This window comes from Arthrobacter sp. FW306-06-A, assembly GCF_021870055.1.
In the GTDB taxonomy this organism is placed as follows: Bacteria; Actinomycetota; Actinomycetes; order Actinomycetales; family Micrococcaceae; genus Arthrobacter.
On the sequence record NZ_CP084552.1, the window covers coordinates 1,808,554 to 1,832,643 of the forward strand.

General features: G+C 66.0%; 21 protein-coding genes, 1 tRNA gene and 1 pseudogene. 15 read left to right on the forward strand and 8 right to left on the reverse strand.

Annotated features, from left to right (window positions below):
* The first annotated feature begins 2 nt into the window (after positions 1-2).
* Together LFT49_RS08290 and LFT49_RS08295 are read left to right on the forward strand one after the other, a co-directional pair.
* The gene (locus tag LFT49_RS08290) at positions 3-794 is read left to right on the forward strand and encodes a hypothetical protein (RefSeq protein WP_237430231.1); all 792 of its coding nucleotides are present in this window, start codon (positions 3-5) and stop codon (positions 792-794) included.
* 35 nt (positions 795-829) lie between these two features.
* Complete coding sequence (locus tag LFT49_RS08295) at positions 830-1,312, forward strand: 8-oxo-dGTP diphosphatase (RefSeq protein WP_237430232.1); 483 nt, start codon at positions 830-832, stop codon at positions 1,310-1,312.
* 85 nt (positions 1,313-1,397) lie between these two features.
* Here LFT49_RS08295 and LFT49_RS08300 read toward each other — a convergent pair whose 3' ends face one another.
* The 4 genes from LFT49_RS08300 to LFT49_RS08315 all read right to left on the reverse strand — a co-directional run bounded on the left by LFT49_RS08300 (position 1,398) and on the right by LFT49_RS08315 (position 5,693).
* On the reverse strand, positions 1,398-2,537 hold the full coding sequence (locus LFT49_RS08300; RefSeq protein WP_237430233.1) for a bifunctional 2-methylcitrate synthase/citrate synthase: 1,140 nt from the start codon (positions 2,535-2,537) through the stop codon (positions 1,398-1,400).
* An 84-nt stretch (positions 2,538-2,621) separates the two neighbouring features.
* Positions 2,622-3,524: a methylisocitrate lyase gene (gene prpB / locus LFT49_RS08305; RefSeq protein WP_237430234.1), complete on the reverse strand. Its 903-nt coding sequence runs from the start codon at positions 3,522-3,524 to the stop codon at positions 2,622-2,624.
* Positions 3,524-5,044 (reverse strand): MmgE/PrpD family protein, encoded by a 1,521-nt coding sequence (locus tag LFT49_RS08310; protein ID WP_237430235.1) that lies wholly within the window; start codon positions 5,042-5,044, stop codon positions 3,524-3,526. Before LFT49_RS08310 ends, prpB begins: the two co-directional genes overlap by 1 nt.
* The gene (locus tag LFT49_RS08315; RefSeq protein ID WP_236801988.1) at positions 5,037-5,693 is read right to left on the reverse strand and encodes a GntR family transcriptional regulator; all 657 of its coding nucleotides are present in this window, start codon (positions 5,691-5,693) and stop codon (positions 5,037-5,039) included. Before LFT49_RS08315 ends, LFT49_RS08310 begins: the two co-directional genes overlap by 8 nt.
* 172 nt (positions 5,694-5,865) lie before the next feature.
* Here LFT49_RS08315 and LFT49_RS08320 point away from each other — a divergent pair, with 172 nt between their 5' ends.
* Positions 5,866-7,770, forward strand: coding sequence for a propionyl-CoA synthetase (locus LFT49_RS08320; protein ID WP_236821764.1), 1,905 nt, complete (start codon positions 5,866-5,868; stop codon positions 7,768-7,770).
* 33 nt (positions 7,771-7,803) lie between these two features.
* Here the strand turns inward: LFT49_RS08320 and LFT49_RS08325 are convergent, their stop codons facing one another.
* Positions 7,804-8,517, reverse strand: a complete 714-nt coding sequence (locus LFT49_RS08325) for a response regulator (RefSeq protein WP_236801990.1) — start codon at positions 8,515-8,517, stop codon at positions 7,804-7,806.
* Positions 8,514-10,148: a sensor histidine kinase gene (locus LFT49_RS08330; protein ID WP_237430236.1), complete on the reverse strand. Its 1,635-nt coding sequence runs from the start codon at positions 10,146-10,148 to the stop codon at positions 8,514-8,516. The genes LFT49_RS08325 and LFT49_RS08330 overlap by 4 nt, the downstream gene beginning before the upstream one ends.
* 157 nt (positions 10,149-10,305) lie before the next feature.
* Here LFT49_RS08330 and LFT49_RS08335 point away from each other — a divergent pair, with 157 nt between their 5' ends.
* The 10 genes and pseudogenes from LFT49_RS08335 to LFT49_RS08380 all read left to right on the forward strand — a co-directional run bounded on the left by LFT49_RS08335 (position 10,306) and on the right by LFT49_RS08380 (position 19,924).
* The gene (locus LFT49_RS08335) at positions 10,306-11,649 is read left to right on the forward strand and encodes a cation:dicarboxylate symporter family transporter (RefSeq protein WP_236801992.1); all 1,344 of its coding nucleotides are present in this window, start codon (positions 10,306-10,308) and stop codon (positions 11,647-11,649) included.
* 231 nt (positions 11,650-11,880) lie between these two features.
* The gene (locus tag LFT49_RS08340) at positions 11,881-12,780 is read left to right on the forward strand and encodes a ParA family protein (protein WP_026266195.1); all 900 of its coding nucleotides are present in this window, start codon (positions 11,881-11,883) and stop codon (positions 12,778-12,780) included.
* A 7-nt stretch (positions 12,781-12,787) separates the two neighbouring features.
* Positions 12,788-13,603, forward strand: a complete 816-nt coding sequence (locus LFT49_RS08345; protein ID WP_237430237.1) for a segregation and condensation protein A — start codon at positions 12,788-12,790, stop codon at positions 13,601-13,603.
* Positions 13,604-13,635: 32 nt separating this feature from the next.
* Positions 13,636-14,289, forward strand: a complete 654-nt coding sequence (scpB, locus tag LFT49_RS08350; protein ID WP_237430492.1) for an SMC-Scp complex subunit ScpB — start codon at positions 13,636-13,638, stop codon at positions 14,287-14,289.
* 123 nt (positions 14,290-14,412) lie between these two features.
* Positions 14,413-15,621, forward strand: a complete 1,209-nt coding sequence (locus LFT49_RS08355) for a pseudouridine synthase (RefSeq protein WP_236801994.1) — start codon at positions 14,413-14,415, stop codon at positions 15,619-15,621.
* 3 nt (positions 15,622-15,624) lie between these two features.
* Entirely contained in the window at positions 15,625-16,734 is a 1,110-nt protein-coding gene (locus tag LFT49_RS08360; protein WP_236801995.1) for a prephenate dehydrogenase, read from the forward strand.
* A complete protein-coding gene (cmk, locus tag LFT49_RS08365; RefSeq protein ID WP_236801996.1) occupies positions 16,734-17,447 on the forward strand; it encodes a (d)CMP kinase in 714 nt (237 codons plus the stop codon). The genes LFT49_RS08360 and cmk overlap by 1 nt, the downstream gene beginning before the upstream one ends.
* Before the next feature lie 31 nt (positions 17,448-17,478).
* A pseudogene (locus LFT49_RS08370) lies at positions 17,479-18,154 on the forward strand (lysophospholipid acyltransferase family protein); the annotation flags it as partial.
* Between the two features lie 12 nt (positions 18,155-18,166).
* On the forward strand, positions 18,167-19,714 hold the full coding sequence (gene der, locus LFT49_RS08375) for a ribosome biogenesis GTPase Der (RefSeq protein ID WP_236801997.1): 1,548 nt from the start codon (positions 18,167-18,169) through the stop codon (positions 19,712-19,714).
* A gap of 136 nt (positions 19,715-19,850) precedes the next feature.
* Positions 19,851-19,924, forward strand: a tRNA-Pro gene (locus LFT49_RS08380).
* Positions 19,925-20,129: 205 nt separating this feature from the next.
* Here LFT49_RS08380 and LFT49_RS08385 read toward each other — a convergent pair.
* Both LFT49_RS08385 and LFT49_RS08390 read right to left on the reverse strand, forming a co-directional pair.
* Positions 20,130-21,911: a polysaccharide deacetylase family protein gene (locus LFT49_RS08385; protein ID WP_237430238.1), complete on the reverse strand. Its 1,782-nt coding sequence runs from the start codon at positions 21,909-21,911 to the stop codon at positions 20,130-20,132.
* A 115-nt stretch (positions 21,912-22,026) separates the two neighbouring features.
* Positions 22,027-22,896, reverse strand: coding sequence for an Fpg/Nei family DNA glycosylase (locus tag LFT49_RS08390; protein WP_237430239.1), 870 nt, complete (start codon positions 22,894-22,896; stop codon positions 22,027-22,029).
* A 167-nt stretch (positions 22,897-23,063) separates the two neighbouring features.
* On the opposite strand from LFT49_RS08390, the gene gcvH reads away from it, so the two are divergent.
* A complete protein-coding gene (gene gcvH / locus LFT49_RS08395) occupies positions 23,064-23,450 on the forward strand; it encodes a glycine cleavage system protein GcvH (RefSeq protein WP_018763524.1) in 387 nt (128 codons plus the stop codon).
* 156 nt (positions 23,451-23,606) lie between these two features.
* Positions 23,607-24,083 carry an FHA domain-containing protein gene (locus LFT49_RS08400; RefSeq protein WP_236802000.1) on the forward strand — a complete coding sequence of 159 codons (477 nt, stop codon included), beginning with the start codon at positions 23,607-23,609 and terminating at the stop codon, positions 24,081-24,083.
* Positions 24,084-24,090: the final 7 nt, after the last annotated feature.

Consider the following 24,090-nt stretch of genomic DNA (forward strand, 5'->3'; position numbering starts at 1 on the left):
CCATGGATCGGATCGAGCAGTTGATGAAGGCAGCCAAGCCCCGGCCCACGGCACCGAATGGGGTGGCCGGAGGCGATGCGGCCCATGGGTTGGGACCCATCGGGGACATGGAAGTCATCCACCTGGCCGCGCGGGCACCGGAACGCGGCACCCCGCGCGGACGGACAGCCGTCCGCACGGCTGCTGCGACCGTGCTCGCGGCTGCAGCTGTGGCCGGCGCGGTGTACCTGGGTGGAACTATGGCACAGAGGCCCATGCCCGGCCCCGCCGGGGTTCCCTCGGAGCCGTCCGGAAGCGCTGCAGCGCCCAGCCAGTCGGCCACGCCGCCGGCCAGTGAGCAAGCCCATGCCACCGCGCCACCCTCCACCGCCCAACCTGGAAACCCTGCGGCTGGCGGCTTGAGCACCGGCGGCGTGCCCTGTACGCCGGCGAACATCGACCAGCTGCGCAATGACCAACAGCGCGCGATCCTGCCGATCCCGGCGGCGGAGCAGCGCTATTACACCGTGCTCGGCTGCGCGGGCGGTTGGCTCTCCTACACGATCTCCGATGAGGGGGCGCGGGCCCTGCAGCTCGACGGCGGCAACGCCTGGTTCCGGATCGCCAAACTACAGAACGACCGCTTCCTCTGGGACGTCCGCCAACCCTGGGCCACCGTTTTAAATTGGGACTTCCAAGCGCTGAACAACCAAGGCCTCACGCCTCAGGAAGCGATGGACCGTGACTTTGCCGCCAAAGGCCTGCCGGTGGAGCTCCGGCCGCAACTGGTTGGTGAAGGCCCGGCGGCCCGATAGCGTCAGGGCCTCGCGGCATCTATAGGGTTGTGCACATGAACTTCTCCCAGGTCACACTCTGTTTCCTCCTGCGGGAAGGCCCGGACGGGGCTGAAGTCCTGCTCGGGCTGAAGCAGAAGGGCTTCGGCAAGGGCAAGATCGTGGGCATCGGCGGCCACGTGGAACCGGGGGAGACAGACGCCCAGGCGGTGATCCGTGAGGTACTCGAAGAAACTGCTGTAGTGCTCCGTCACGAGGATCTCGCCGACGCCGGAACCGTCCGCTTTGTCTTTCCGGCGCGGCCGGAATGGAACATGGCCACCCGGCTCTTCACGGCGCGCACCTGGCAGGGGGAGCCGGCCCCCAGTGACGAGATCCTGCCTGAATGGTTCAGCGTGGCGGCCCTGCCCGTGGAGCGCATGTGGCAGGACGCCGACCATTGGCTGCCCGTGGTGCTGGAAGGCGGCCGGGTCAACGTGGTGGTCACCATGCACACCGACAACGAGTCGGTTGCCTCGTCCGAAAGCCGCCTGGAGTAAGTCCGGCAGCGTCCCCGCCGTTTAACGTTCGACGGCGGGTGGCCACCTAAGTGCCCGCCCGCCGTCGTAACCTTCCTGCCAAGAGCTACGGAAGGTGCCGTTCCTCCACGCCGTTGTATTCGCTCAGCGGCCTGATCAGCGAGTTGGCGTCCAGCTGCTCCATGATGTGCGCGGTCCAGCCCGTGATCCGGCTGGCCACGAACAGGGGAGTGAACGTGGGGGTGTCGAAGCCCATCAGGTGGTACGTGGGCCCGGCGGGGTAGTCGAGGTTCGGCTTGATGGCCTTGGCCTCGTCCATCGCCGTTTCCAGCCCGTTGTACAGGCCCAGCAGTTCGGGGCGGCCGTAGTGGGCAATCATCTTGTCCAGGGCCGCCTTCATGGTGGGAACCCGGGAATCGCCGTGCTTGTAGACGCGGTGGCCGAAGCCCATGACCTTCTTCTTCTGTGCAAGGGCGTCTTCCATCCAGGCCTTCGCCCGGGCCGCAGCCTCCTCGAGCGACTCCTCCTGCCGGATGCCGATCTCATCAAAGGTGTGCATCACGGCCTCGTTGGCACCGCCGTGCAGCGGACCCTTCAGGGCGCCGATCGCTCCAGTTACTGCCGAGTGCAGGTCGGAGAGCGTTGAGGTGATGACCCGGGCCGTGAAGGTGGATGCGTTGAAGGAGTGCTCGGCGTACAGGATCATCGAGACGTTGAAGGCCTCCACCACTTCGGGGACCTGTTCCTCGCCGAAGGCCATCCACAGGAAGTTCGCGGAGTAGCCCAGGTCATCCCTGGGTTCCACGACGTCCTGGCCGTGGCGGCGGCGCTGGTCGTAGGCCACCACCGCAGGCATGGCCGCGAACAGGTCTACGGCCTTTGCCATGTTGGCTTCCCGGGAGGAGTCCTCGGCCAGCGGATGCCGGGCGCCCATGACCGATGCTGCCGTCCGGCAGACATCCATCGGGTGGGAGCTGGTGGGCAAAGCATCAATGACCTGCTTGACCACCGGGTCCAGGGCGCGGCCCTCGCGTTCCTTCGCCGTGAATTCCGCCAGCTGCTCCTGGGTGGGCAGCTCGCCGTTCCAAAGCAGGTAGGCCACTTCCTCGAAGCTGCAGCGGGCGGCCAGCTCCTGGACGGGATAACCCCGGTACAGCAGGGAGTTGGTGTCCGGGTTGACCTTGGAGACTGCGGTGTAGTCCACCACGACGCCGGCAAGGCCCTTTTTGATCTCATTTTCAGCCATGCTGAAACTCCTTTGTTCCTAAAGCCTGTTTTCCTTGAGCCGTTGTCCGGCTGCTGCCGGCATTCCGGCGTTCAGGTCTGGGTGTCAGATGCCGGGGATCTGGAAGTTGAACACCCCGGTGTCAAAGCGGTTGTAGGCCTCATAGTCGACGAGTTCGTAGAGCCGGGCACGGGTCAGCATGCTTGGGACCTGTGCCTCCTGGGTGCCGTCGGACTTGATCGATTCCAGAGTACGCTCAGCAGCACCCATGGCACTACGGAGCAGGGTGACCGGATAGATGATCATATTGACCCCGACGCCGGCCAGCTGGTCCACGGTGAACAGGTCGCTCTTGCCGAACTCGGTCATGTTGGCCAGGATCGGCACGTCCACGGCCTCCCGGATGGCCTGGAACTCGCTGAGGTCCTTCATGGCTTCGGGGAAGATGGCGTCGGCTCCGGCTTCAACCAGGGCCTTTGCCCGCTGCTGGGCCGCTTCCAGGCCGTCGGTGGCCCGGATGTCGGTGCGGGCCATGATAAGGAAGTTCGGGTCCCGGCGGGCGTCCGCGGCGGCCCGGATCCGCTTGGTGGCGGTGTCCAGGTCCACCACGTTCTTGCCGTCCAGGTGGCCGCAGCGCTTGGGGTTGAACTGGTCCTCGATGTGGCAGCCGGCCAGGCCGGCGTTTTCGAGTTCCTGCACGGTGCGGGCCACGTTCATGGGCTCGCCGAAACCGGTGTCCGCGTCCACGATCGAGGGCAGGTCGGTCATGCGCGCAATCTGCCCGGCACGGGTGGCCACCTCCGTGAGGGTGGTCAGCCCGATGTCCGGCAGGCCCAGGTCGTTGGCCAGGACGGCACCGGAAATGTAGACGCCGGCGAAGCCCTTTTCCTCGATCAAGCGGGCGGAGAGCGGGTTGAACGCGCCCGGGAACTGCTGGATGGTGCCGGAGGAGAGCAGTTCCCGGAACCGGATCCGCTTCTGTTCCGGGGTGGTTTTGGAGTACAGCATCAGAAGAGTCCCTTCGGTGCCGCGGCCAGGTCGATGACGCCCGGGGCGGCAGTGATGTTGAGCTGGTCCAGTTCGCCGGCGGCGAGTTGGGGGAGGCGTTCGACGGCGGCGAGGAACCTTTCGATCTCCGCCTCCTCCACCAGGCCCGTGGCGAGGGTACGGAACTTGTTGACGTACTGTTCCCGGGCGAACGGGCGGGCACCCAGCGGGTGGGCGTCCGCGACGGCTATCTGGTCCGTGATGACGGTGCCGTCCTTGAGCGTGATCTCCACGGAGCCGCCGAAAGCCTTCTCGGAGATGTCCAGGGAGTGGTAGCGGCGGGTCCATTCCGGGTCTTCCACGGTGGTCACCTTGTGCCACAACTCCACGGTGTCCGGGCGGGCAGCGCGTGCCGGCGCGTAGGAATCCACGTGGTGCCAGGCGCCATCCTGCAGGGCGACGGTGAAGATGTAGGGGATGGAGTGGTCCAGGGTTTCCCGGCTCGCGGTGGGGCTGTACTTCTGGGGGTCGTTGGCGCCGGAGCCGATCACGTAGTGCGTGTGGTGGCTGGTCTTGATCAGGACGGACTCCACGTTGGTGGGGTCGGTGACCTCCGGGTGCTCGCGGTGGAGCTTGCGTGCCAGGTCGATCCAGGCCTGGGCCTGGTACTCGGCGGAGTGTTCCTTGGTGTAGGTGTCCATGATGGCGCGCTTGGCTTCCCCGGGGGTGGGGAGCGGGACCATGTAGGATGCGTCCGGCCCGTCCAGCATCCACGCGATGACGCCGTCTTCGCCCTCGTAGATGGGCACAGGGGAGGTCTGGCCGCGCATGGCCCGGTCCGCGGACTCGATGGCCATCTTGCCGGCAAACGCAGGGGCGTGGGCCTTCCAGGTGGAGATCTCGCCCTTGCGGGACTGCCGGGTGGCGGTGGTGGTGTGCAGCGCCTGCCCCACCGACTGGAAGATGGTTTCGACGTCGAGGCCCAGCAGGGTCCCGATGCCTGCTGCGGCGGAGGGGCCCAGGTGCGCCACGTGGTCGATCTTGTGCTTGTGCAGGCAGATGGCCTTGACCAGGTTGACCTGAATTTCATAGCCGGTGGCAATGCCGCGGATCAAGTCGTGGCCGCTGGAGCCAACGTGCTGGGCGACGGCCAGGATCGGCGGAATGTTGTCCCCGGGGTGGGAGTACTCGGCCGCGAGGAAGGTGTCGTGGTAGTCCAGTTCGCGCACGGCCACGCCGTTGGCCCAGGCCGCCCATTCCGGCGCCACCCGCTCCTCGATGCCGAACACCTTGGAGCCCTGGCCGCCGGTGGTGGGCCCATGGGTGAGTGCCTGGGCACGGGCCGCGACGATGGGCGCCCGGTTCAGGGAGGCGATGGCCACCGAAGCGTTGTCGATGATGCGGTTGATCACCATGTCGGTCACCTCATCGGAGACGGCGACGGGGTCCGCTGCCACTTGGGCGATCTTGTACGCGAGCTGGTCCTCGCGGGGGAGGTTTTCTTCGCTCTTGTAGACGCGGACGTGGTGTTCCTTAACCATGATGCTCCTTTGGGTGGGATGCGTGGGTTGCTTTGACGTGGGAGAGGCTTCGGTGCAGGTGGACGATGGTGGCTGCTTCTGCCAGCTTCGGGTTGCCGGCAGCGATCGCCTCCGCGATGGCGGCGTGTTCGGCGGCCGCGGCGGTCAGGCGGTGCGCATCGTCGGCTGCCAGGCGCCGGATCCGGACCAGGTGGACGCGCAGGCTGCGCATGGCCTGCGCCAGGTAGGAATTGGAAATGGCTGCGTCGATGGCGGTGTCCAGCCGCCCGACCAGGTCGTAGTAGTCATGGAGGCCGGGCTCACCGCCGCTGATCAGATCGGGAGCCCGGAGCAACTCGTGCTGCAGGCGCTGGAACGTTGCGGCGTCACCGCGCCGGGCGGCCAGTGCCGCGGCCCTGCCCTCAAGCGTTTCGCGCAGTTCGAAGAGTTCGTCGATGTCCTCAAGGGAAATGTCGGTAACGACGACGCCGCGGCCGCCCGCCGTCGTCAGTCCCTCCGCTGTGAGGCGACCCAGCGCTTCCCGCAGCGGTGTGCGTGAGACGCCCAGGCGTTCAGACTGTTCAACTTCGGCAAGGACCGTTCCGGGCGCCAGGCGCCACTCGATGATGTCGTCGCGCAGGGCGGCATACGCCTTGTCGCTGGCGCGCATGGCGTCCTCCTTCCTCGATAACCCGTTCAGTGTATACAGAGACGCGCTGGAATTACAGCACCTTGCAGAATTCGAACCGAATATGGGGTGAGATGTATACATACCTCTTGCCAGCGTCCCGGCTTTACCTCTAGCATGAGCTGCATCACAATGTCGTGGATGGGATTACCTCATGGTCACCAACAGCTACCGGGACACCTACAAGCGCAGCGTTGAACAGCCCGAAGATTTCTGGCTGGAGGCAGCGCAAAAGATCTCGTGGGCTTCTCCGCCCACCCAGGCCCTGGACAGCAGCCGGGCGCCTCTGTACGGCTGGTTTCCGGACGGCATCGTAAACACGTGCTACAACGCGCTGGACCGGCACGTCGCCGAGGGCCGCGGAGGGCAGGACGCCCTGATCCATGACTCCGCCATGCTGGGGACGCAGCAGCGCTACACCTATGCAGAACTCACAGACCTCGTGGCCCGCTTTGCGGGTGTGCTGCGCAGCAATGGCGTGGGCAAGGGGGACCGGGTGGTGATCTACATGCCGATGATCCCGGAAGCGGCCATTGCCATGCTGGCCACTGCCAGGCTGGGCGCGGTCCACTCCGTGGTGTTCGGCGGCTTTGCGCCCAAGGAGCTCGCGGCCCGGATCAGGGATGCCGCCCCTGCCGCCGTGGTTACCGCCTCGGGCGGGATCGAACCTTCCCGCCGCATTGAGTACCTCCCTGCCGTCGCCGAGGCACTTGAGCTGGCGGGCGCGGGCGGCCTTCCGGTGCTGGTCAAAGCGCGGGACGGATTTGCAGCAACGGCGGCGGACCACGCCGGCTGGCTGGACTGGGATGAGGCCATGGCGTCCGCCCAGCCGGCCGGTCCGGTGGGCGTGAAAGCCACCGACCCCCTCTACATCCTTTACACGTCCGGCACCACGGGTACGCCCAAGGGTGTGGTGCGGGACAACGGTGGCCACGCCGTCGCCCTCCGCTGGACACTGGAAAATATCTACGACGTCGGACCCGGCGACGTGATGTGGACCGCCTCGGACGTCGGCTGGGTGGTGGGGCACTCCTACATCGTGTACGGTCCGCTGCTGGCCGGAGCCACCACCGTGATGTACGAAGGCAAACCGGTGGGAACGCCGGACGCCGGGGCATTCTGGCGCGTGGTCCAGGACCACAAGGTCAACGTCCTCTTTACCGCCCCCACGGCGCTGAGGGCCATCCGCAAAGCCGATCCGGAAGCATTGCTGCTGGCGGACTACGACGTCTCCAGCCTGCGGACGCTATTCACTGCCGGTGAGCGGCTGGACACGGACACCTTCCACTGGGCTTCCCGGGTCCTCGGCGTGCCGGTGGTGGACCACTGGTGGCAAACCGAAACCGGCTGGGCCATCTGCGCCAACCCGCGCGGGCTGGAGCGGCTGCCCATCAAGGCCGGCTCCCCAAGTGTTCCGATGCCCGGATTCCAGCTGCGGATCCTCGACGGCGCGGGCGGGGAAGTGGAGCCCGGAACCGAGGGCAACATCGTGCTGGGGCTGCCGCTGCCACCGGGCACGCTCACCACGCTGTGGGGAAACGACGAACGCTTCATCTCGTCCTACCTGCAGGCCTTTGAGGGCTGCTACGCCACCGGCGACTCCGGCTACCGGGATGAGGACGGCTACCTGTTCGTCATGGGCCGCACTGACGACATCATCAACGTCGCCGGCCACCGGCTCTCCACCGGCGCCATGGAACAGGTCATCGGGCAGCACCCCGCAGTTGCCGAGTGTGCCGTGATCGGCCTCGCGGACCCCCTCAAAGGACAGCGTCCCAGCGGCTATGTGGTGCTCAAATCCGGGGTCGACATCCCTGAAGACGTCCTGGCCAAGGACCTCGTGGCACTGGTCCGCAGGGATATTGGCGCCGTCGCTGACTTTAAGCACGTGACGGTGGTGGACGCCCTGCCCAAGACGCGGTCGGGAAAGATCCTGCGCAAGACCATGCGCCAGATAGCCGACGGCGAGGACTACACGGTGCCCTCCACCATCGAAGATCCCGGGGTCATCGACCAGTTGGTGGGAGCGCTCCGGGTGGACAGGGCACAGGCCGGCTGATGGGATGGCTGGAACGGCCGGGCGCGAAGCGCGTCAGCGGGCGTTCCAGCGGTATTCGTTTTCCGGCCTGCCCGGCGTTCCGTAGCGGGCGGTCCGGGAAACCGTGCCGGCGTCGGCCAGGTACTCAAGGTAGCGCCGGGCCGTTACGCGGGACATTCCCAGGGCATCCATGACTTCGGTGGCGGACACCGCCTCCGGCTGTTGGCGGAGGAACTCTTGCACCGAGCCGAGCGTCGCGGTGGAGAGGCCCTTGGGAAGCGGCAGCTCGGACGGAGCCCGAAGGCTGGCAAAAGCCCGGTCAACTTCGCCTTGCGAGGCGCCGCCCTTGCCGGGGCCGGCACTGGAACCGGCCAGCTGCAGGCGGAACTGGCGGTAGTTCTCCAGCTTGTCGGAGAACGCGGCGAACGTGAAGGGCTTGATCAGGTACTGGACTACGCCGATGGCCACGGCGCTGCGAACGATGGCCAGCTCGCGGACAGCGGTGATGGCGATAATGTCCGCCAGGATTCCCGCTGAACGCATCCGCCGAGCAATGTCCAGGCCGTGAAGATCGGGCAGGTTCATGTCCAGCAGGACCAGTTCCACCGGCTCGCCCGCCGCCACGAATTCACTCAGCAGCCGCAGGGCGGACTGGCCGTCCGGGGCCGTTCCGGCGAGCTCGAATCCTTCAAGCCGTCCCACATAAGCCGCATGCGCTGCCGAAGCAATGGCCTCGTCTTCGACGACGAGGACCCGGATGTTGCTCACTGTGTATGCTCCTTCTCCGCGGGAACCGCTGCGGGCAGGAATACTTCGAACTTGGCGCCACGCCGGCCGTTGATGGCCAGCGTACCGCCCAAACGCTGCACCGCCTGCCGGACCAGTGCAAGGCCAATGCCCCGGCCACCGGCTCCCGCCGGCTTCGTGCTGAATCCGTGCCGGAAGATCCTCTCCGTATCCCCAGCGCTGATGGGCGTCCCGGAATCATTGACGGCGATGTCCAGCCCCTCGTCATCCGCCTCCAGGGTCAGGATCACGCGCCGCGGCGGCGGCGCATCTGCGGCGGCATCGATGGCATTGTCCAGCAGGTTGCCCAGGATTGTCACCAGGTCCTGCACGGCCAGCCCAGGTGCTGCCCCCGATCCAAGCGTGGCTACATCCAGTTGCACGCCCCGTTCGTGGGCCTCGGCCACTTTTCCCATGACCAGTGCGCCCAGCACGGGTTCATCGATTGAGCTGACCATGTCATCCGTCAGCTGCTGGCTCAGGGCCAGGTCCTGGGTGGCGAAGTCCAGGGCTTCCCCAGTCCGGCCAAGTTCCAGGAGTGAAACCATGGTGTGCAACCGGTTGGCGTGTTCGTGGGTCTGGGCCCGCAGTGCGTCGGAAAGGGTCCGCATCGTCTGGAGTTCGTTGCCCAGCGCTTCGATTTCCGTCCTGTCCCGGAGGGTTGCCACTGTTCCATAGACGGGAACCTTCCCGCGCGTCCCGGCGGAGTCGGGCCCACGTGCCGGTCCCTGGTTAACCACCAGCACGCGCGTACCGGCCAGCACCATCTCGTCCTTGGTGGTGCGTCCGGAATCGAACAGGTTGCGCAGTTCACTTTCCAGGGGGAGTTCCGCCAGCGACGGCGGCCGGGTGGGATCATTGCTGCCGGGTGCGGGCAGCCCCAGCAGTTCGGCAGCGTGGTCGTTGTACATCACAACGCGCTTTCTGGGATCTACCAGGATGAGGCCTTCGCGAACCGAGTGCAGCACCGATTCGTAGTAGGCGAAGAGCTGCGCCAACTGCTCGGGGCCCCAGCCCCGGGTTACGCCGCGCAGGTACCGCCCAAGCAGCCATGACGCCAGGGAACCGCCCACCAGCAGCGCGATCCCAAGGCCAAGCAGGGCGGGCAGGCGCCCGGCGAGGGCAACATCAACGCTCCGAACGGTAACGCCGGCTGCGACGAGGGCCTTGACCGCACCCGTGGAGTCCTTGACCGGAACAATTGTCCGGACGGACGGTCCAAGCGTGCCCGCCGTGACTTCCGTAAACGCCTGGCCCCGCAGTGCGGCGTCGATCGAGCCGATGTAGGGCCGGCCCAGCTCCTCGTCCCGCGGATGCGTCCAGCGGGTCCGGTCCGGAGCCATGATGGTGATGAAGTCAACGCGGGCCGCGGCAGTGACATCCTTGGCATAGGGCTGCAGGAGGACTGATGGGTCCGGCATAGCCGCAGCCTGCAGCACCAGGGGATTGGCAGCGATGGAAGCGGCCACTCCTTCCATGCGCCGGCCTGCTTCGTCGTACGTCCGGTCCCGGGCATCCACGTAGGCGGCCGTGCCCACTATGGCGATAAAGGATATGACAATGAGCAGGTTCGCCAGGAAGAGCCGGCGGGCAATGCTCCAGCGGTGGATCATCCGTACCTCCATCTGACCCTGCGGTCGCTGCGACCAATATGAACGCAACGGTGAGCTGGATCACGGGGTGCCGAATGATGGGTATCACATTGCAAGGACGTGTTGAGCCCAGAGACTGCGCCGCAGCGTCTATCAGAATATCCACAAGGAGACACACATGGCTTCTCAACGAGGAGAGTCGCTCAAGACCGCGACGCCGCGGCGCAAGGGACTGGACAAGTCCCACTACCTTTACATCGCCGTTATCGCCGCCGTCATTCTCGGCGCGCTTGTTGGCCTGATCTTCCCCGAGTTTGGCAAGTCCCTCAAGCCCCTGGGCGACGGCTTCGTCAAGCTCATCAAGATGATGATCGCGCCGGTTATCTTCTGCACCATCGTCCTTGGCATCGGCTCTATTGCGAAGGCTGCGACCGTCGGCAAGGTTGGTGGGCTGGCGCTGGGCTACTTCATCGTCATGTCCACGTTCGCCTTGGCCATTGGCCTGGTGGTGGGCAACCTCATCCACCCGGGTGAGGGCCTGAAGCTTACGCCTTACGACCCCAGCAAGAAGGCCGCCACGGACAGCACCGTGGACTTTCTCCTGGGAATCATCCCCGGCGACGTACCTGTCCTGCCCACACTGCTGGCAGCCATCCTGGTTGGCTTCGCACTGCAGAAGATGGGCGCCCAGGGCGCTCCTATCCTGAGGGCCGTCGGCTATGGCCAGGCGCTCGTGTTCCGCATCCTCATCATGATCATGTGGCTCGCTCCCGTCGGTGCCTTTGGCGCGATCGCCGCAGTCGTCGGCGCAACCGGCGTCCAGGCCATCGTGAGCATGTTCACCCTGATGGTTGCCTTCTACATCACCTGCGCACTGTTCATCGTGGTCATCCTCGGTGGCCTGCTCCAGGTAGTCGCCGGCGTAAACATCTTCAAGCTGATGAAGTACCTGGCCCGTGAGTACCTCATCATCTTCTCCACCTCGTCCTCCGAGGCTGCGCTGCCCCGGCTTATCGCCAAGATGGAACACCTCGGCGTCTCCAAGCCGGTTGTCGGCGTCACCGTTCCCACCGGCTACTCCTTCAACCTTGACGGCACGGCGATCTACCTGACCATGGCTTCCCTCTTCGTGGCCAACGCCATGGGAACCCCGCTGGACCTCGGCGCCCAGATCTCCCTGCTGGTCTTCATGATCATCGCCTCCAAGGGCGCCGCCGGCGTGACCGGCGCCGGCCTGGCCACCCTCGCGGCAGGCCTGCAGGCACACCGGCCTGAACTGCTGGGCGGCGTCGGCATCATCGTTGGCATCGACCGCTTCATGTCCGAGGCCCGCGCCCTGACCAACTTCACCGGCAACGCTGTCGCCACGGTCCTGATCGGCACGTGGGTCAAGGAGATCGACGGCGGCCAGGTTGGCCGCGTCCTTTCCGGCGAACTGCCCTTCGACGAGCAGACCATGATGGTTGGGCACGGCGAAATGGCGCCTAAGGAAGAAGGCGCGCTCGAGGCTGCGAAGGCCTAGCTCCCGCCCCAAAACCGAAACGGAAACGCCCCCGCAGCCTGGCTGCGGGGGCGTTTTTCCTATGGTAGGCGGTTCAACCTTCGACCTCAGCTAGAGGGTCAAGGCTCAACATCCGCGGAAAGTCAAGTTCCCTCGAATACCGTGTCGGGCGCTGTAACCTAGGGAGCAGAACGAACGCCGCCGGGAAGCCGGCGGCAGGAAATCACCGTCATCGAAAGTGTGGACAGATACGTGAGCAGCGAACAGGGTTCAGCAACTCTGGAGGGCACGGAATTCGACCTCGAAAACGCGGTGATGGGGCCTACTGGGCGCCCATACCGTGAGTTCCCGGAACCCGCGCCGCTGTCCTCCCACGGTCCGGCCAGGGTGATTGCCATGGTCAACCAAAAGGGCGGCGTGGGGAAGACCACCTCCACCATCAACCTTGCCGCCGCGCTCGCTGAATACGGCCGCCGCGTCCTGCTGGTGGACTTCGACCCCCAGGGCGCTCTGTCCGCCGGCCTGGGCGTCAACCCGCACGAGTTGGACCTCACCGTGTACAACGTCCTGATGGACCGCAAAGTGGACATCCGCGACGCCATCCACCACACCGGCGTCGAAAATGTCGACCTGCTGCCGGCCAACATCGACCTCTCCGCCGCCGAAGTGCAGTTGGTTAATGAAGTGGCACGTGAACAGGTCCTGGACCGCGCGCTGAAGAAGGTCGAAGACGATTATGACGTTGTCCTGATCGACTGCCAGCCGTCGCTGGGTCTCCTGACGGTGAACGCCCTTACGGCCGCCCACGGCGTCATCATCCCGCTCATCTGTGAATTCTTTGCCCTCCGCGCCGTGGCGCTCCTGGTCGAGACCATCGACAAGGTCCAGGACCGGCTGAACCCGCGACTGCAGGTGGACGGTGTGCTGGCCACCATGTACGACGCACGGACGCTGCACAGCCGCGAGGTCATCACCCGGCTGGTGGAAGCGTTCGGAGACAAGGTCTTCGAAACCGTCATCAAGCGCTCCATCAAGTTCGCGGACGCCACCGTGGCCGCTGAACCCATCACCAGTTACGCGGGGAACCATGTGGGCGCCGACGCCTACCGCAGGCTCGCCAAGGAGCTGATTTCCCGCGGCGGCGCACCCTAGCCACGCCGTGGCCGAACCCAAACCCGGTTTCGAGGTGCGGCTGGCCAACTTCACCGGTCCGTTCGACCTACTTCTGGGGCTGATCGCCAAGCACCAGCTGGACATCACCGAAGTGGCCATCGCCACCGTCACCGATGAGTTCATCAAGTACATCCGCAAGCTGCAGCAGCTTGGCGAAGAATGGGCGCTGGACGAGGCGAGCGAGTTCCTGGTGATTGCCGCCACCTTGCTTGACCTCAAGGCGGCGCGGCTGCTTCCAGCCGGTGAAGTCGAGGACGATGAGGATATTGCCCTGCTGGAGGCCCGGGACCTTCTTTTCGCCCGGCTGCTCCAGTACAAGGCCTTCAAACAGGTGGCAGGCATCCTCGGTGAAACCCTGGACCAGGAAGGCCGGCGCTTTCCGCGGCAAGTGGCCTTGGAGGAACACTTCGCGGCGATGCTGCCCGAGCTGGTCTGGAAACACACGCCCCAGCAGTTCGCAGCATTGGCAGAAGCTGCGCTCCGGCCCAAGGTGCCTGCGCAGCCGCCCCAAGTGGGACTTGCCCATCTGCACGGCAGCAACGTCAGCGTCAAGGAGCAGGCAGAATTGCTGGGGCTTAGGCTCCAGCAGGAGTCACCGTTGTCGTTCCGTTCGTTGATTGCCGACGCCGGCTCCACCCTGGTGGTGGTTGCCCGGTTCCTGGCACTCCTGGAACTGTTCCGGGACCGGGCAGTTGCATTCGACCAGCTCTCCCCGCTGGCGGAGCTTGCCATCCACTGGACGGCGGTAGACCGGGACTGGTCAGCGGAAAACCTGAGCGAAGAGTATGAGGAGCAACCGTGACCCCCCAGTCTCCGGAAACCCAGCCGCTTGATATGCAGCCGCAGGAGGACGCCGGCCCTGCCACGGACTTTGATCATCTCCCCGGCGGCGCCAAGGCCGCCCTTGAGGCGGTGCTCATGGTCCTGGACCAACCTGCCACCGAGGAGGAGCTGGCCGCAGGGCTGGGCTTGACGGTCCAACGGGTGCGTTCCCTGCTGGCCGAACTGCAGCGTGAGTATAACGGCTATACTGTTAAAGCCCCGGAGATGGACAGTGCCAGCCACGCTGGTATCGGTTCCAGCCCCCGGGGTTTTGAATTGCGGAACATCGCCGGTGGGTGGCGGATCTACTCCCGCACTGAATTTGCCGAAATTGTTGGCAAATATGTGCTGGAAGGACAGACTGCCAGGCTCACCCAGGCGGCGTTGGAGACATTGGCAGTCATTGCTTACCGGCAGCCGGTTTCCCGCGCCCGTGTGGCTGCGATTCGCGGTGTCAATGTTGATTCCGTCGTACGGACGCTCACCCAGCGCGGGCTGATCGAGGACGCGGGAACGGATCCTGAGTCCGGCGCAATCCTCTACAGGACTACCTCCTATTTCCTCGAGCGGATGGGAATCAGTTCAGTTGAGGACTTGCCCCAGCTGTCGCCGCACCTTCCGGGGCTTGACGGGATCGCAGAGTTCTACGACGCCGAAACCATGTAGGCACGCACGGTGCCTGCAGCACATATTTACCGAGTTTAGTTATCAGGGCAGACGAAGTCTGCGCGGCTGGCTAGGGTTGTCCTTGGACATCGCTGCCGGCCAAAACACATTGAAGGACGGGTCATGACACAGGCGGGACGCCAGGGTTCACCACGTAACGGTTCGGGACGCGGCGGGAACGAACGCAACAATTCCCAGCAGCGCAGTTCACAGGGCGGCAGCTTCAGCGGGGGCTCCCGCGGCGGGACCGGAAAACGCGCTGCCGGGTTCGGCGGCGATCGTCCGCACCGCGCTCCCAAACCGCGCGAGGAACGCTTCGTCGACCCCGACCTCGCGGGCAACCAGCCCGAACGGGGTGCGGAAGGCGCCAGGGGAGCCAAGCCGTCGTCGCGCAAGCCCGCTGCCAGGAAGCCCGGCGCTAAAAAGGCCCCGGGAACTCCCGGCGCACTCAAGCCCAAGCCCCGCACCGGCGCACCCGGGGCGGCAGCTTCCCGCGCGTTCGGCAGCGAACGCTTTGGCCAGAACCTGGGCCCGGTCCGCAAACCAGGCCGGAAGAAGCACCCCCGCGGCAATGTTCCCCAGTCCGAGCTCCACGACGCCGACGGCGTACGGCTCCAGAAGGTCATGGCGTCCGCAGGCGTCGCTTCCCGGCGCGTCTGCGAGGAGATGATTGCCGAGGGCCGTGTTGAGGTGGACGGCCAGGTGGTCACCGAGCTGGGCGTCCGCGTCGATCCCAAGACTGCCGTGATCCACGTCGACGGCCTGCGGATCCAGCTGGACGAGAACCTGGTGTACATGGTGTTCAACAAGCCCAAGGGCGTGGTGTCCACCATGGAGGACCCCGAAGGCCGGCCCTGCATCAGCGATTTCCTCAAGAACAACAAGAACACCGGCGAGCGCCTCTTCCACGTAGGCCGGCTCGACGTCGCCACCGAGGGGCTGCTGCTGCTGACCAACGACGGCGAACTGGCCAACCGGCTGACCCACCCGTCGTACGAGGTGCCCAAGACCTACCTGGTGCAGGTTCGCGGACCGTTCCCGCAGGGCGTCGGCGCCCAGCTGAAGGCCGGCGTGGAGCTGGAGGACGGCATGGCCGCCGTCGACTCCTTCCGCCTGGTGGATTCCACACCCGGGCACGTGCTGATCGAAGTTGTGCTCCACTCCGGCAAGAACCGCATCGTGCGCCGCATGTTCGATGCGGTGGGTTTCCCGGTCCAGCGGCTGGTGCGCGTCAAGGTGGGCCCGATCGGGCTTGGAGACCAGCGCCAGGGCAGCATCCGCAACCTGGGCAAGCAGGAAGTCGGCCACCTGCTGGCATCCGTAGGACTCTGACGCATGTCCGCCTTCAAAAGCCAGGGCCGCGGCCACCTGGATGGCCCCGTGGTGGTCATTGGTACCGGACTGCTGGGCACCAGCATCGGGCTGGGACTGCGGGGCCGCGGCGTGCCCGTGTTCCTTTCCGACCCGTCGCCCACCAACCAGGCCGTGGCGGTGGACATCGGTGCGGGCCGCCCCTTGGCAGAGTTGGGCAGTGGCACGCCCCAGCTGGTGGTGGTCGCTGCCCCGCCGGACGTGACGGCCGACGTCGTCTGCCGGGCACTGGCTGACTACCCCGAATCCGTCGTGGTGGATATTGCCAGCGTCAAGGCGGATATCCAGTCGCGGCTTCGCACCCTCGGCGCCGACCTTTCGCGGTACGTGGGCACCCACCCCATGGCCGGACGGGAAAAGTCGGGTCCGGTAGCTGCGCGCGGCGAGCTGTTCACCTCCATGCCGTGGGTGCTCTGCCCGTCGGAGAAGACGTCCGGGAGTGCCCTGCAGGTGGCCCGCTCACTCGCCTCCGATTTAGGCGCGGTGGTGTCGCAGTTCAGCGCGGACGAACACGATGAAGCCGTGGCACTGGTGTCGCACCTGCCGCAGGTCATGTCCTCCCTGGTGGCCAGCCGCCTGCAGGGGACGCCACTGCATGCGTTGTCGCTGGCCGGTAATGGACTTCGCGATGTCACCAGGATTGCCGCCAGCGACCCCACCCTGTGGGTGCAGATCCTGGGCGGCAACGCGGCCAAGGTAGTGGAGATCCTCTACGGCGTCCGCGACGACCTGAACCGCCTGATCGGCACCTTGGAAGACCCGGCAGCCCCGGGTGCGAGGCTGGACCTGGCCCAGCTGATCAGCGAGGGCAACGCAGGCCAGGCCCGGATCCCCGGCAAACACGGCGGGCCGCCGCAGGCATACTCCTGGCTCACCGTCCTGGTGGACGACAAGCCCGGCCAGATTGCGCAGCTGCTCACCGAAATCGGCGAAATCGGCGTTAACGTCGAAGACCTTCGGCTGGACCATTCCTCGGGACAGAACGTGGGCATGGTGGAATTGTCTGTGTTGCCGAACAAGCACGACCACCTGATCGAAGCTCTCAACGACCGCGGATGGCGGGTACTTCAGTAATGACACAGGAACTCCTCGAAACCATGCGCGCGCTGCGCATTGGCCGGCCCCTGGTGGTCGCCATCGACGGTCCCTCCGGCTCAGGCAAATCAAGCGTGAGCAAGGAAGTTGCCCGTCGGCTCCGACTGGCATACCTGGACACCGGCGCGATGTACCGGGCCCTGACCTGGTATTGCGTGACCGAAGGCATCGACCTTGATGACTCGCCCGCTGTAGAGCAGGCATCCAGGGACTTCGTCCTGGAAGTGAGCACCAGCCCGCAGGAGGAGTACGTCCGGGTGGGCGGCGTGGACGTCACGGACGCCATCCGTGAGCCGGCCATCTCGTCCGCCGTCAGTGCCGTGGCCACCACCCTCGGCGCCCGGACTGAACTGATCCGCCGGCAGCGCGACCTCATCGAAAAGCACCACCGCCGCATGGTGGTGGAAGGCAGGGACATTACCACCGTCGTCGCGCCCGGGGCTGAAGTGCGCATGCTCCTGACGGCCAGCGAGGAAGCCCGGCTGCGCCGGCGCGGCATCCAGCTGGGCGGCACGCAGGACGCCGAGCAACTGGCGGCCCAGGTGACCCACCGGGACGCCAAGGACTCAGCGGTGGTGAACTTCACCAAGGCGGCAGACGGTGTGGTCACCTTGGACTCCTCGGACCTGGACTTCGAGCAGACCGTGGATGCCGCCCTGGTGATCGTCACCAAGGTCCTCAACCGTGACTGAGCCAATGGCCGCCGTGCCGTCCGGCCTGACCATGGCGTGGAGCAGGCCGGTGGGCTGGATCCTCGACCATCTGGTCTACCGGACCACCGTGACCGGCAGGAGCAACGTCCCCACCGGCGGGCCGGTGATCTTCGCGGCCAACCACATCAGCTTCCTTGACGGGCCGGTGATGTTCGGCGCGGCGCCCCGGCCCATGCACATCCTGGTTAAGCAGGAGATGTTCAAAGGATTCCTGGGCCGGGTGCTCACCGCCTCCGGGCAGCTTCCGGTGGACCGGCGCGGGGACCGTGCCGCGCTGCAGCGCTGCAAGGACGTGCTCGACGCCGGGCGATGTGTTGGGATCCTTCCTGAAGGGACGCGGGGGAGCGGGGCAGCCGCGGACATCAACGGCGGCGTGGCCTGGCTGGCATTGAACAGCGGGGCGCCAGTGGTACCGGTCGCCATCTTGGGGACCCGCCAGGGCAACGAGCACCTGGACTTCGTTCCGCGGCCCGGGCGCCGCTTCCACGTCAGCTTCGGCTCCGCCCTCACCCTGGCCCGCCGGGCCGGCGAAACCGGGCGTGCTTCAATGGACAGGGCGGCGCAGGAGATCCGTGCAGCGCTGGCAGGGCACGTCCAGGACACCATCCAACTCAGCGGGCAGCCACTGCCCGATGCTGACCCTAAAGACTTGACAGCAGTAGCCGGGGACGCCGGCAGATGACCACAAAGGACTTGCAATGAGCGACACCACCCAGACTTCCGGGCCTTCCAGCGCCGACGACGACTACAGGCCCACGGGCACCGACCAAGTTGCCGAACGGCTGGCAGCGATTGACGACGACGAAGCGGAGCTGCGTGCCGCTTCCCTCCGGGCCGGCCTGGAGGACTACGAGCTTGACGAGGACGACGCCGCCCTGCTGAGCGGCGAGTATGGCGACGAGGACTTTGAGGGCCCCCTCAAGCTGGATCCCGTCCTGGCCATCATCGGCCGGCCGAACGTCGGCAAGTCCACCTTGGTGAACCGCATCCTGGGCCGCCGGGAGGCGGTAGTGGAGGACACCCCCGGCGTCACCCGCGACCGCGTGATGTACTCCGCGCAGTGGAACGGCCGCAACTTCACCCTGGTGGACACCGGCGGGTGGGAGCATGACGCCCGCGGCATCCACGCCCGGGTTGCCGAACAGGCCGAGATGGCAGTGGAACTCGCCGACGCCGTGCTGTTCGTGGTTGACTCCGCGGTGGGTGCCACCGCCACGGACGAAGGCGTCATGAAGATGCTCCGCCGGAGCAAGAAGCCGGTCATCATGGTGGCCAACAAGGTGGACGACTTTGCCCAGGAAGCCGACAGCGCCGCGCTGTGGGGCTTGGGTTTCGGCGAGCCCTACCCGGTTTCGGCCCTGCACGGCCGCGGGGTTGCCGACCTCCTGGACCACGTCATGGACGTGCTGCCCGAGTTCTCCACCATCGAAGGCGTGGAGCGCTCCGGCGGCCCCCGCCGCGTGGCCCTCATCGGACGCCCCAACGTGGGCAAGTCCTCCCTGCTGAACAAGCTCGCCGGATCCGAACGCGTGGTGGTGGACAACACGGCCGGCACCACCCGGGACCCCGTGGACGAATTCATCGAGCTCGGCGGCCGCACCTGGCGCTTCGTGGATACGGCCGGCATCCGCCGCCGACAGCACATGGCCCAGGGCGCGGACTACTACGCCTCCCTCCGGACGCAGTCCGCGCTCGAGAAGGCGGAGGTCGCCGTCGTGCTCCTGGCCGTGGACGAGGTCCTCAGCGAACAGGACGTCCGCATCCTCCAGCTGGCCATCGAGTCCGGGCGCGCACTGGTTTTGGCCTTCAATAAGTGGGATCTGCTCGACGACGAACGCCGCCGCTACTTGGAGCGCGAGATCGAGCAGGACCTGGCGCACGTTGACTGGGCTCCGCGCGTCAACATCTCGGCAAAGACCGGCTGGCACAAGGACCGACTGGTTCCTGCCCTGGACCTGGCCCTGGAGAACTGGGACCGGCGCATTGCCACCGGGCGCCTGAATGCCTTCCTCGGCGAGCTGGTGGCCGCGCACCCGCACCCGGTCCGCGGCGGCAAGCAGCCGCGCATCCTCTTCGGTACCCAGGCCTCCAGCCGGCCGCCGAAGTTTGTGCTGTTCACCACCGGATTCCTGGACCCCGGGTACCGCCGGTTCATCACGCGCCGGCTGCGCGAAACCTTCGGGTTCGAAGGCACGCCCATCGAGGTCAGCATGCGCGTGCGTGAAAAGCGCAGCCGGAAGCGTTAATTGCGACACACCTTGGGGCTGATCACCGGAAAGTGTCACAGGCACCCCTCCGGATCGTGTAAGCTCTTCTAGGTGGTTCGGCCGGACTGCTGATGAAAACCTTCGGGTTGGGATCAGCGGAGAACGGCGGAACCAGCGGGCTGTAGCGCAGCTTGGTAGCGCACTTGACTGGGGGTCAAGGGGTCGCAGGTTCAAATCCTGTCAGCCCGACCGAAGAGCGGAAAGCGCCGGAGAATTTCTCCGGCGCTTTCCGCTTTTTTGGCTTCGAAATCATTTTTGGCCGCGCACCTTCCGCCGGACAAAGCACCCCTCCACCGGACAAAGCACCCCTCCACCGGACAAAGCACCTTGGAACCCGGGGGTGATCTGTCCGGGTGGGGGTGTTCTTTGCCGGACGTGGCGGGCACAGGGCCAGCTAGCCGAGGGCGGCATCCAGGGTGACGAAGCCGTAGCCTGCCGCCCGGAGCTGGGAGATCACCTGGGGGAGGGCCGCGGCGTCGAGTGTGGAGCCGTCGTCGGGGTTCGAGCCGAGGTGCATCAGGATGATCTCCCCGGGCTGCGCGGATGCCATGACACGCTGCACGACGAAGTCCGGACCGCGCGTTCCATTCATGGTGCCTTGCCAGCCCAGGGTATCGACGGTCCACCGGATCGCCGCGTAGCCTGCGGCGTTGACGTCTGTGATCGTGCGGCCATCACGGGCCCCATACGGGAAGCGGAAGAACGGGAGGGGGTCGCCTCCGGCAGCCTCGATGGTCCCCTGCGCGCTGTTGATCTCGGCAGCGATCTGGGCGTCGTTCAGGGTGGTGAAGTCTGGGTGGGTCATGGAGTGATTTCCAATCCGATGTCCCGCGTTGTAGATCAGCGCCGGGTCGGAGGGGAACTGGTTGACCCAGTCTCCGGTGAGGAAGAACGTACCTGGGACGCCATTGGCTGCGAGGGTGGCGAGGATCGATCGGAGGGCGGCGTCGTTGGCCCCGGCGTCGAACGTGAGCGCGGCAATCCTCTGCGTGGTCGGAATGCGCTCGAGGTCCACGCCCCGGAGCGCTGACGGGAAGCTGGTGTAGACGACCTCGGTCCTGCCACTGGCCGCGTGCCACAGGATCGATCCCTGCTGGAAGTCGTTGCGGCGCCCGCCCGTGATGCCATACTCGCCGCTGGTCGGGTAGCCGAGCCGGCTGCGCTCCCAACCCAGGACTGCCCACTGGGCCCGGATAGCCCCGTACACCTCGTGGGCTCCGGCGGCGGGCGACCAGAAGATCGACGAGCCGGCGTTCGTGCCGCTGAAGTGGTTGTACCGGCCCACCCCATCGGAGGTGCCGGTCTCGTCCGTCACGGGGAATCCAAGAACACCAGACGGCCCGCCGAGCTCGAAGTAGCGTCCGCGGATGGCCCCGTGCACCTCGTGTGCTCCCGTGCCGGGGCTCCAGTAGACCGTGCCGCGCTCGAAGTCGTTGTATTGGCCACCGCCGCCGGGAGTGGCGGTCTCGTCGATGAGCGGGAAGCCCAGGTAGCCGCCCGGTCCGCCGAATGCGAGGTATTCACCGCGGATGGCCCCGTGCACCTCGCGTGCTCCCGTGCCGGGGCTCCAGTAGACCGTGCCGCGCTCGAAGTCGTTGTATTGGCCACCGCCGCCGGGAGTGGCGGTCTCGTCGATGAGCGGGAAGCCCAGGTAGCCGCCCGGTCCGCCGAATGCGAGGTATTCACCGCGGATGGCCCCGTGCACCTCGTGTGCTCCGGTGCCGGGGCTCCAGTAGACCGTGCCGCGCTCGAAGTCGTTGTACTGGCCACTGCCGCCGGGACTGGCGGTCTCGTCGGTGAGCGGGAAGCCCAGGTAGCCGCCCGGTCCGCCGAATGCGAGATAACGTCCGCGGATGGCCCCGTGCACCTCGTGTGCTCCGGTGGCGGGGCTCCAATAGATCGTGCCGGCGGTGTAGTCCTGGGCGCGACCTCCAGCGATGTCATACGTGCCGCCGATTGCCGCGCCGAGGAATGATGCGCTGCCGCCGAGCTGCTCATAGTGCTGGGCGATCGCGTCGTCGCCGGCCTGCTCAGCGACTATCGAAGCCGGAAGGCTCCGGTGCGCAGCTACTGCCGGCGTGGCGGCAACGGGCGGCGCCAATGCGGTGCCCCCAAGACCACCGCCGAGGGCGAGGGCCAAGGCCATTCCGGGGACGGCGAATCGAGACCGGCGCATTGTGGCCCCTTTGAGCTGATCGAGACTTCTGAGCCTTGATCAAGACGCTACACACCAGGGGCGCACCCGGGCAGGACCGGAAGTCCCGAATCGCAACTTCGGGCGCCGGATCTTCCTATTTCAGGAACTTCGATGTCCTGCGGTCAGCCAGAATCTTGCCTTTGGTCTGGCACGTGGGGCAGTACTGCAGGGCCGTGTCCGCGAACGACACCTCCCGGACGGTGTCCCCGCAGACAGGGCAGGGCTGGCCGGCACGGGCGTGCACGCGCATGTGGCTGCGCTTGACGTCCTTAAGGTCCTTGGGAGGCTTGCCGCTGGCCTCTGCCAGCGCTTCGCCCAACACGCTGTGGATGGCGTCGTACAGCACTTGCACGGTGTCCCGGTCCAGGGACTTTGCGGTGGCAAAGGGCGAGATCCGTGCGGCATGCAGGATTTCGTCGCTGTAGGCGTTGCCGATGCCGGCAATGACGCTCTGGCTGCGCAGGAGGCCCTTGATCTGTTGTGAACTGCCGGCCAGGATCTCAGCCAGCATGTCGGCGTCAAACGCCTCGGTAAAAGGATCGGGCCCCAGCGTGGCGATGCCGGGCACCTCCTGCGGATCCCGCACCACATAGACGGCCAGGCTCTTCTTGGTGCCCGCCTCGGTCAGGTCCAGCCCACGGGGCCCCTCGGGGCCCGAGAAGGCACACCGCACCGCTATGAGGCCCTTGCCCATTCGGAGCTGGCTGTCGGCAGGGGAGTCCGTGAAACGCACCCAGCCTGCCCGCGCCAGGTGGAACACCAGCGATATGCCATCCGTGTCGATGCTGATGAACTTGCCGAACCTCCGCACGCCTGACACGGTACGTCCCTCGATCGCGTTGAAGGGCGGATCCGCCGTCTTAAGCACGGCAAAGGAGACGATCTGCAGTTTGGTGACCACGCAGCCCCGCAGTTGTTCATCCAGGAACCCGGCGAGGCCGGCGACTTCAGGCAGTTCCGGCATGGCCTACCCGCCCGGTTCCATGGGTGCTGCACCGATGCTTGCATTCATGGCCCCATCTTGTCAGAAAGCCCCCGTGCCGGCCCCGGCAGTTATGCCTATACTTTCAGCGGCGGCCCGTTTTGCGGGCCCCTTTTGACATTGGCGCGTACCCCGATGAAAGGCCCCCCATGAGCAACATTCCCGAAGACCTGTCCTACACCGCGGAACATGAGTGGGTCACGGCCCCCAATGCCGACGGCGTGGTCCGCGTGGGAATCACCGACTTTGCCCAGGACGCCCTTGGAGATGTCGTTTACGCCCAGATGCCCGAAGTGGGCACAAAGATTACGGCAAACGAAGTGGTGGGCGAAGTGGAGTCCACCAAGAGCGTGAGCGATATTTACGCGCCCGTTTCCGGGGAAGTCGTGGCCCGGAACGACTCGCTGGACAGCGATTCTGCACTGATCAACACTGATCCCTACGGTGATGGCTGGCTCATCGAGGTCAAACTCGCCGAACCTGACGCCGTTGAGTCTTTGCTCAGTGCATCCGAGTACGAACAGCAGGTAGGCTAAAGCTAACCGGTAATTCCGGTCCGGCCCCGCGCCGCAGCAATGCGTCTCCGCACGTCAAAGCCGGGAACGGGAGCCGGGGCCGGACCTGCTGGCAGGGCCGGCAGAGCAAACGTTGGTTGCGGGTTTGGTGCCCGCAACGTCTAAGAGGAGGAATCCATGGCTGGCCACAGACACAACCCTGCCGATGGGGATTACGGCACGGGTGCGGCTAGGGCGTCGGAGACCACCTCGATCCATCTCACCCCGGTCACCGACGAACCCACCATCACTCCCAGGCTGTCCTCGGACGAGCGCAACTCCGTTGAGGCCCTGCCCGCAGGTTCGGCGCTGCTCGTGGCCCACAGCGGTCCGAACGCAGGTGCCCGGTTCCTGCTGGACTCGGATGTGACCACCGCAGGACGCCACCCGGATGCGGACATCTTTCTGGACGACGTCACGGTGTCGCGCCGCCACGTCGAATTCCGGCGCACCGCGCGCAGCTTCGAAGTGGTGGACAAGAACAGCCTCAACGGCACCTACGTCAACCATGACCGGGTGGACCGCGTCGAGCTGAAGTCCGGCAGCGAAGTCCAGATCGGCAAGTTCCGCCTCACCTTCTACCTGAGCCCTGCCACGGCTGCAGGCCGCAGCTGACCCGGGG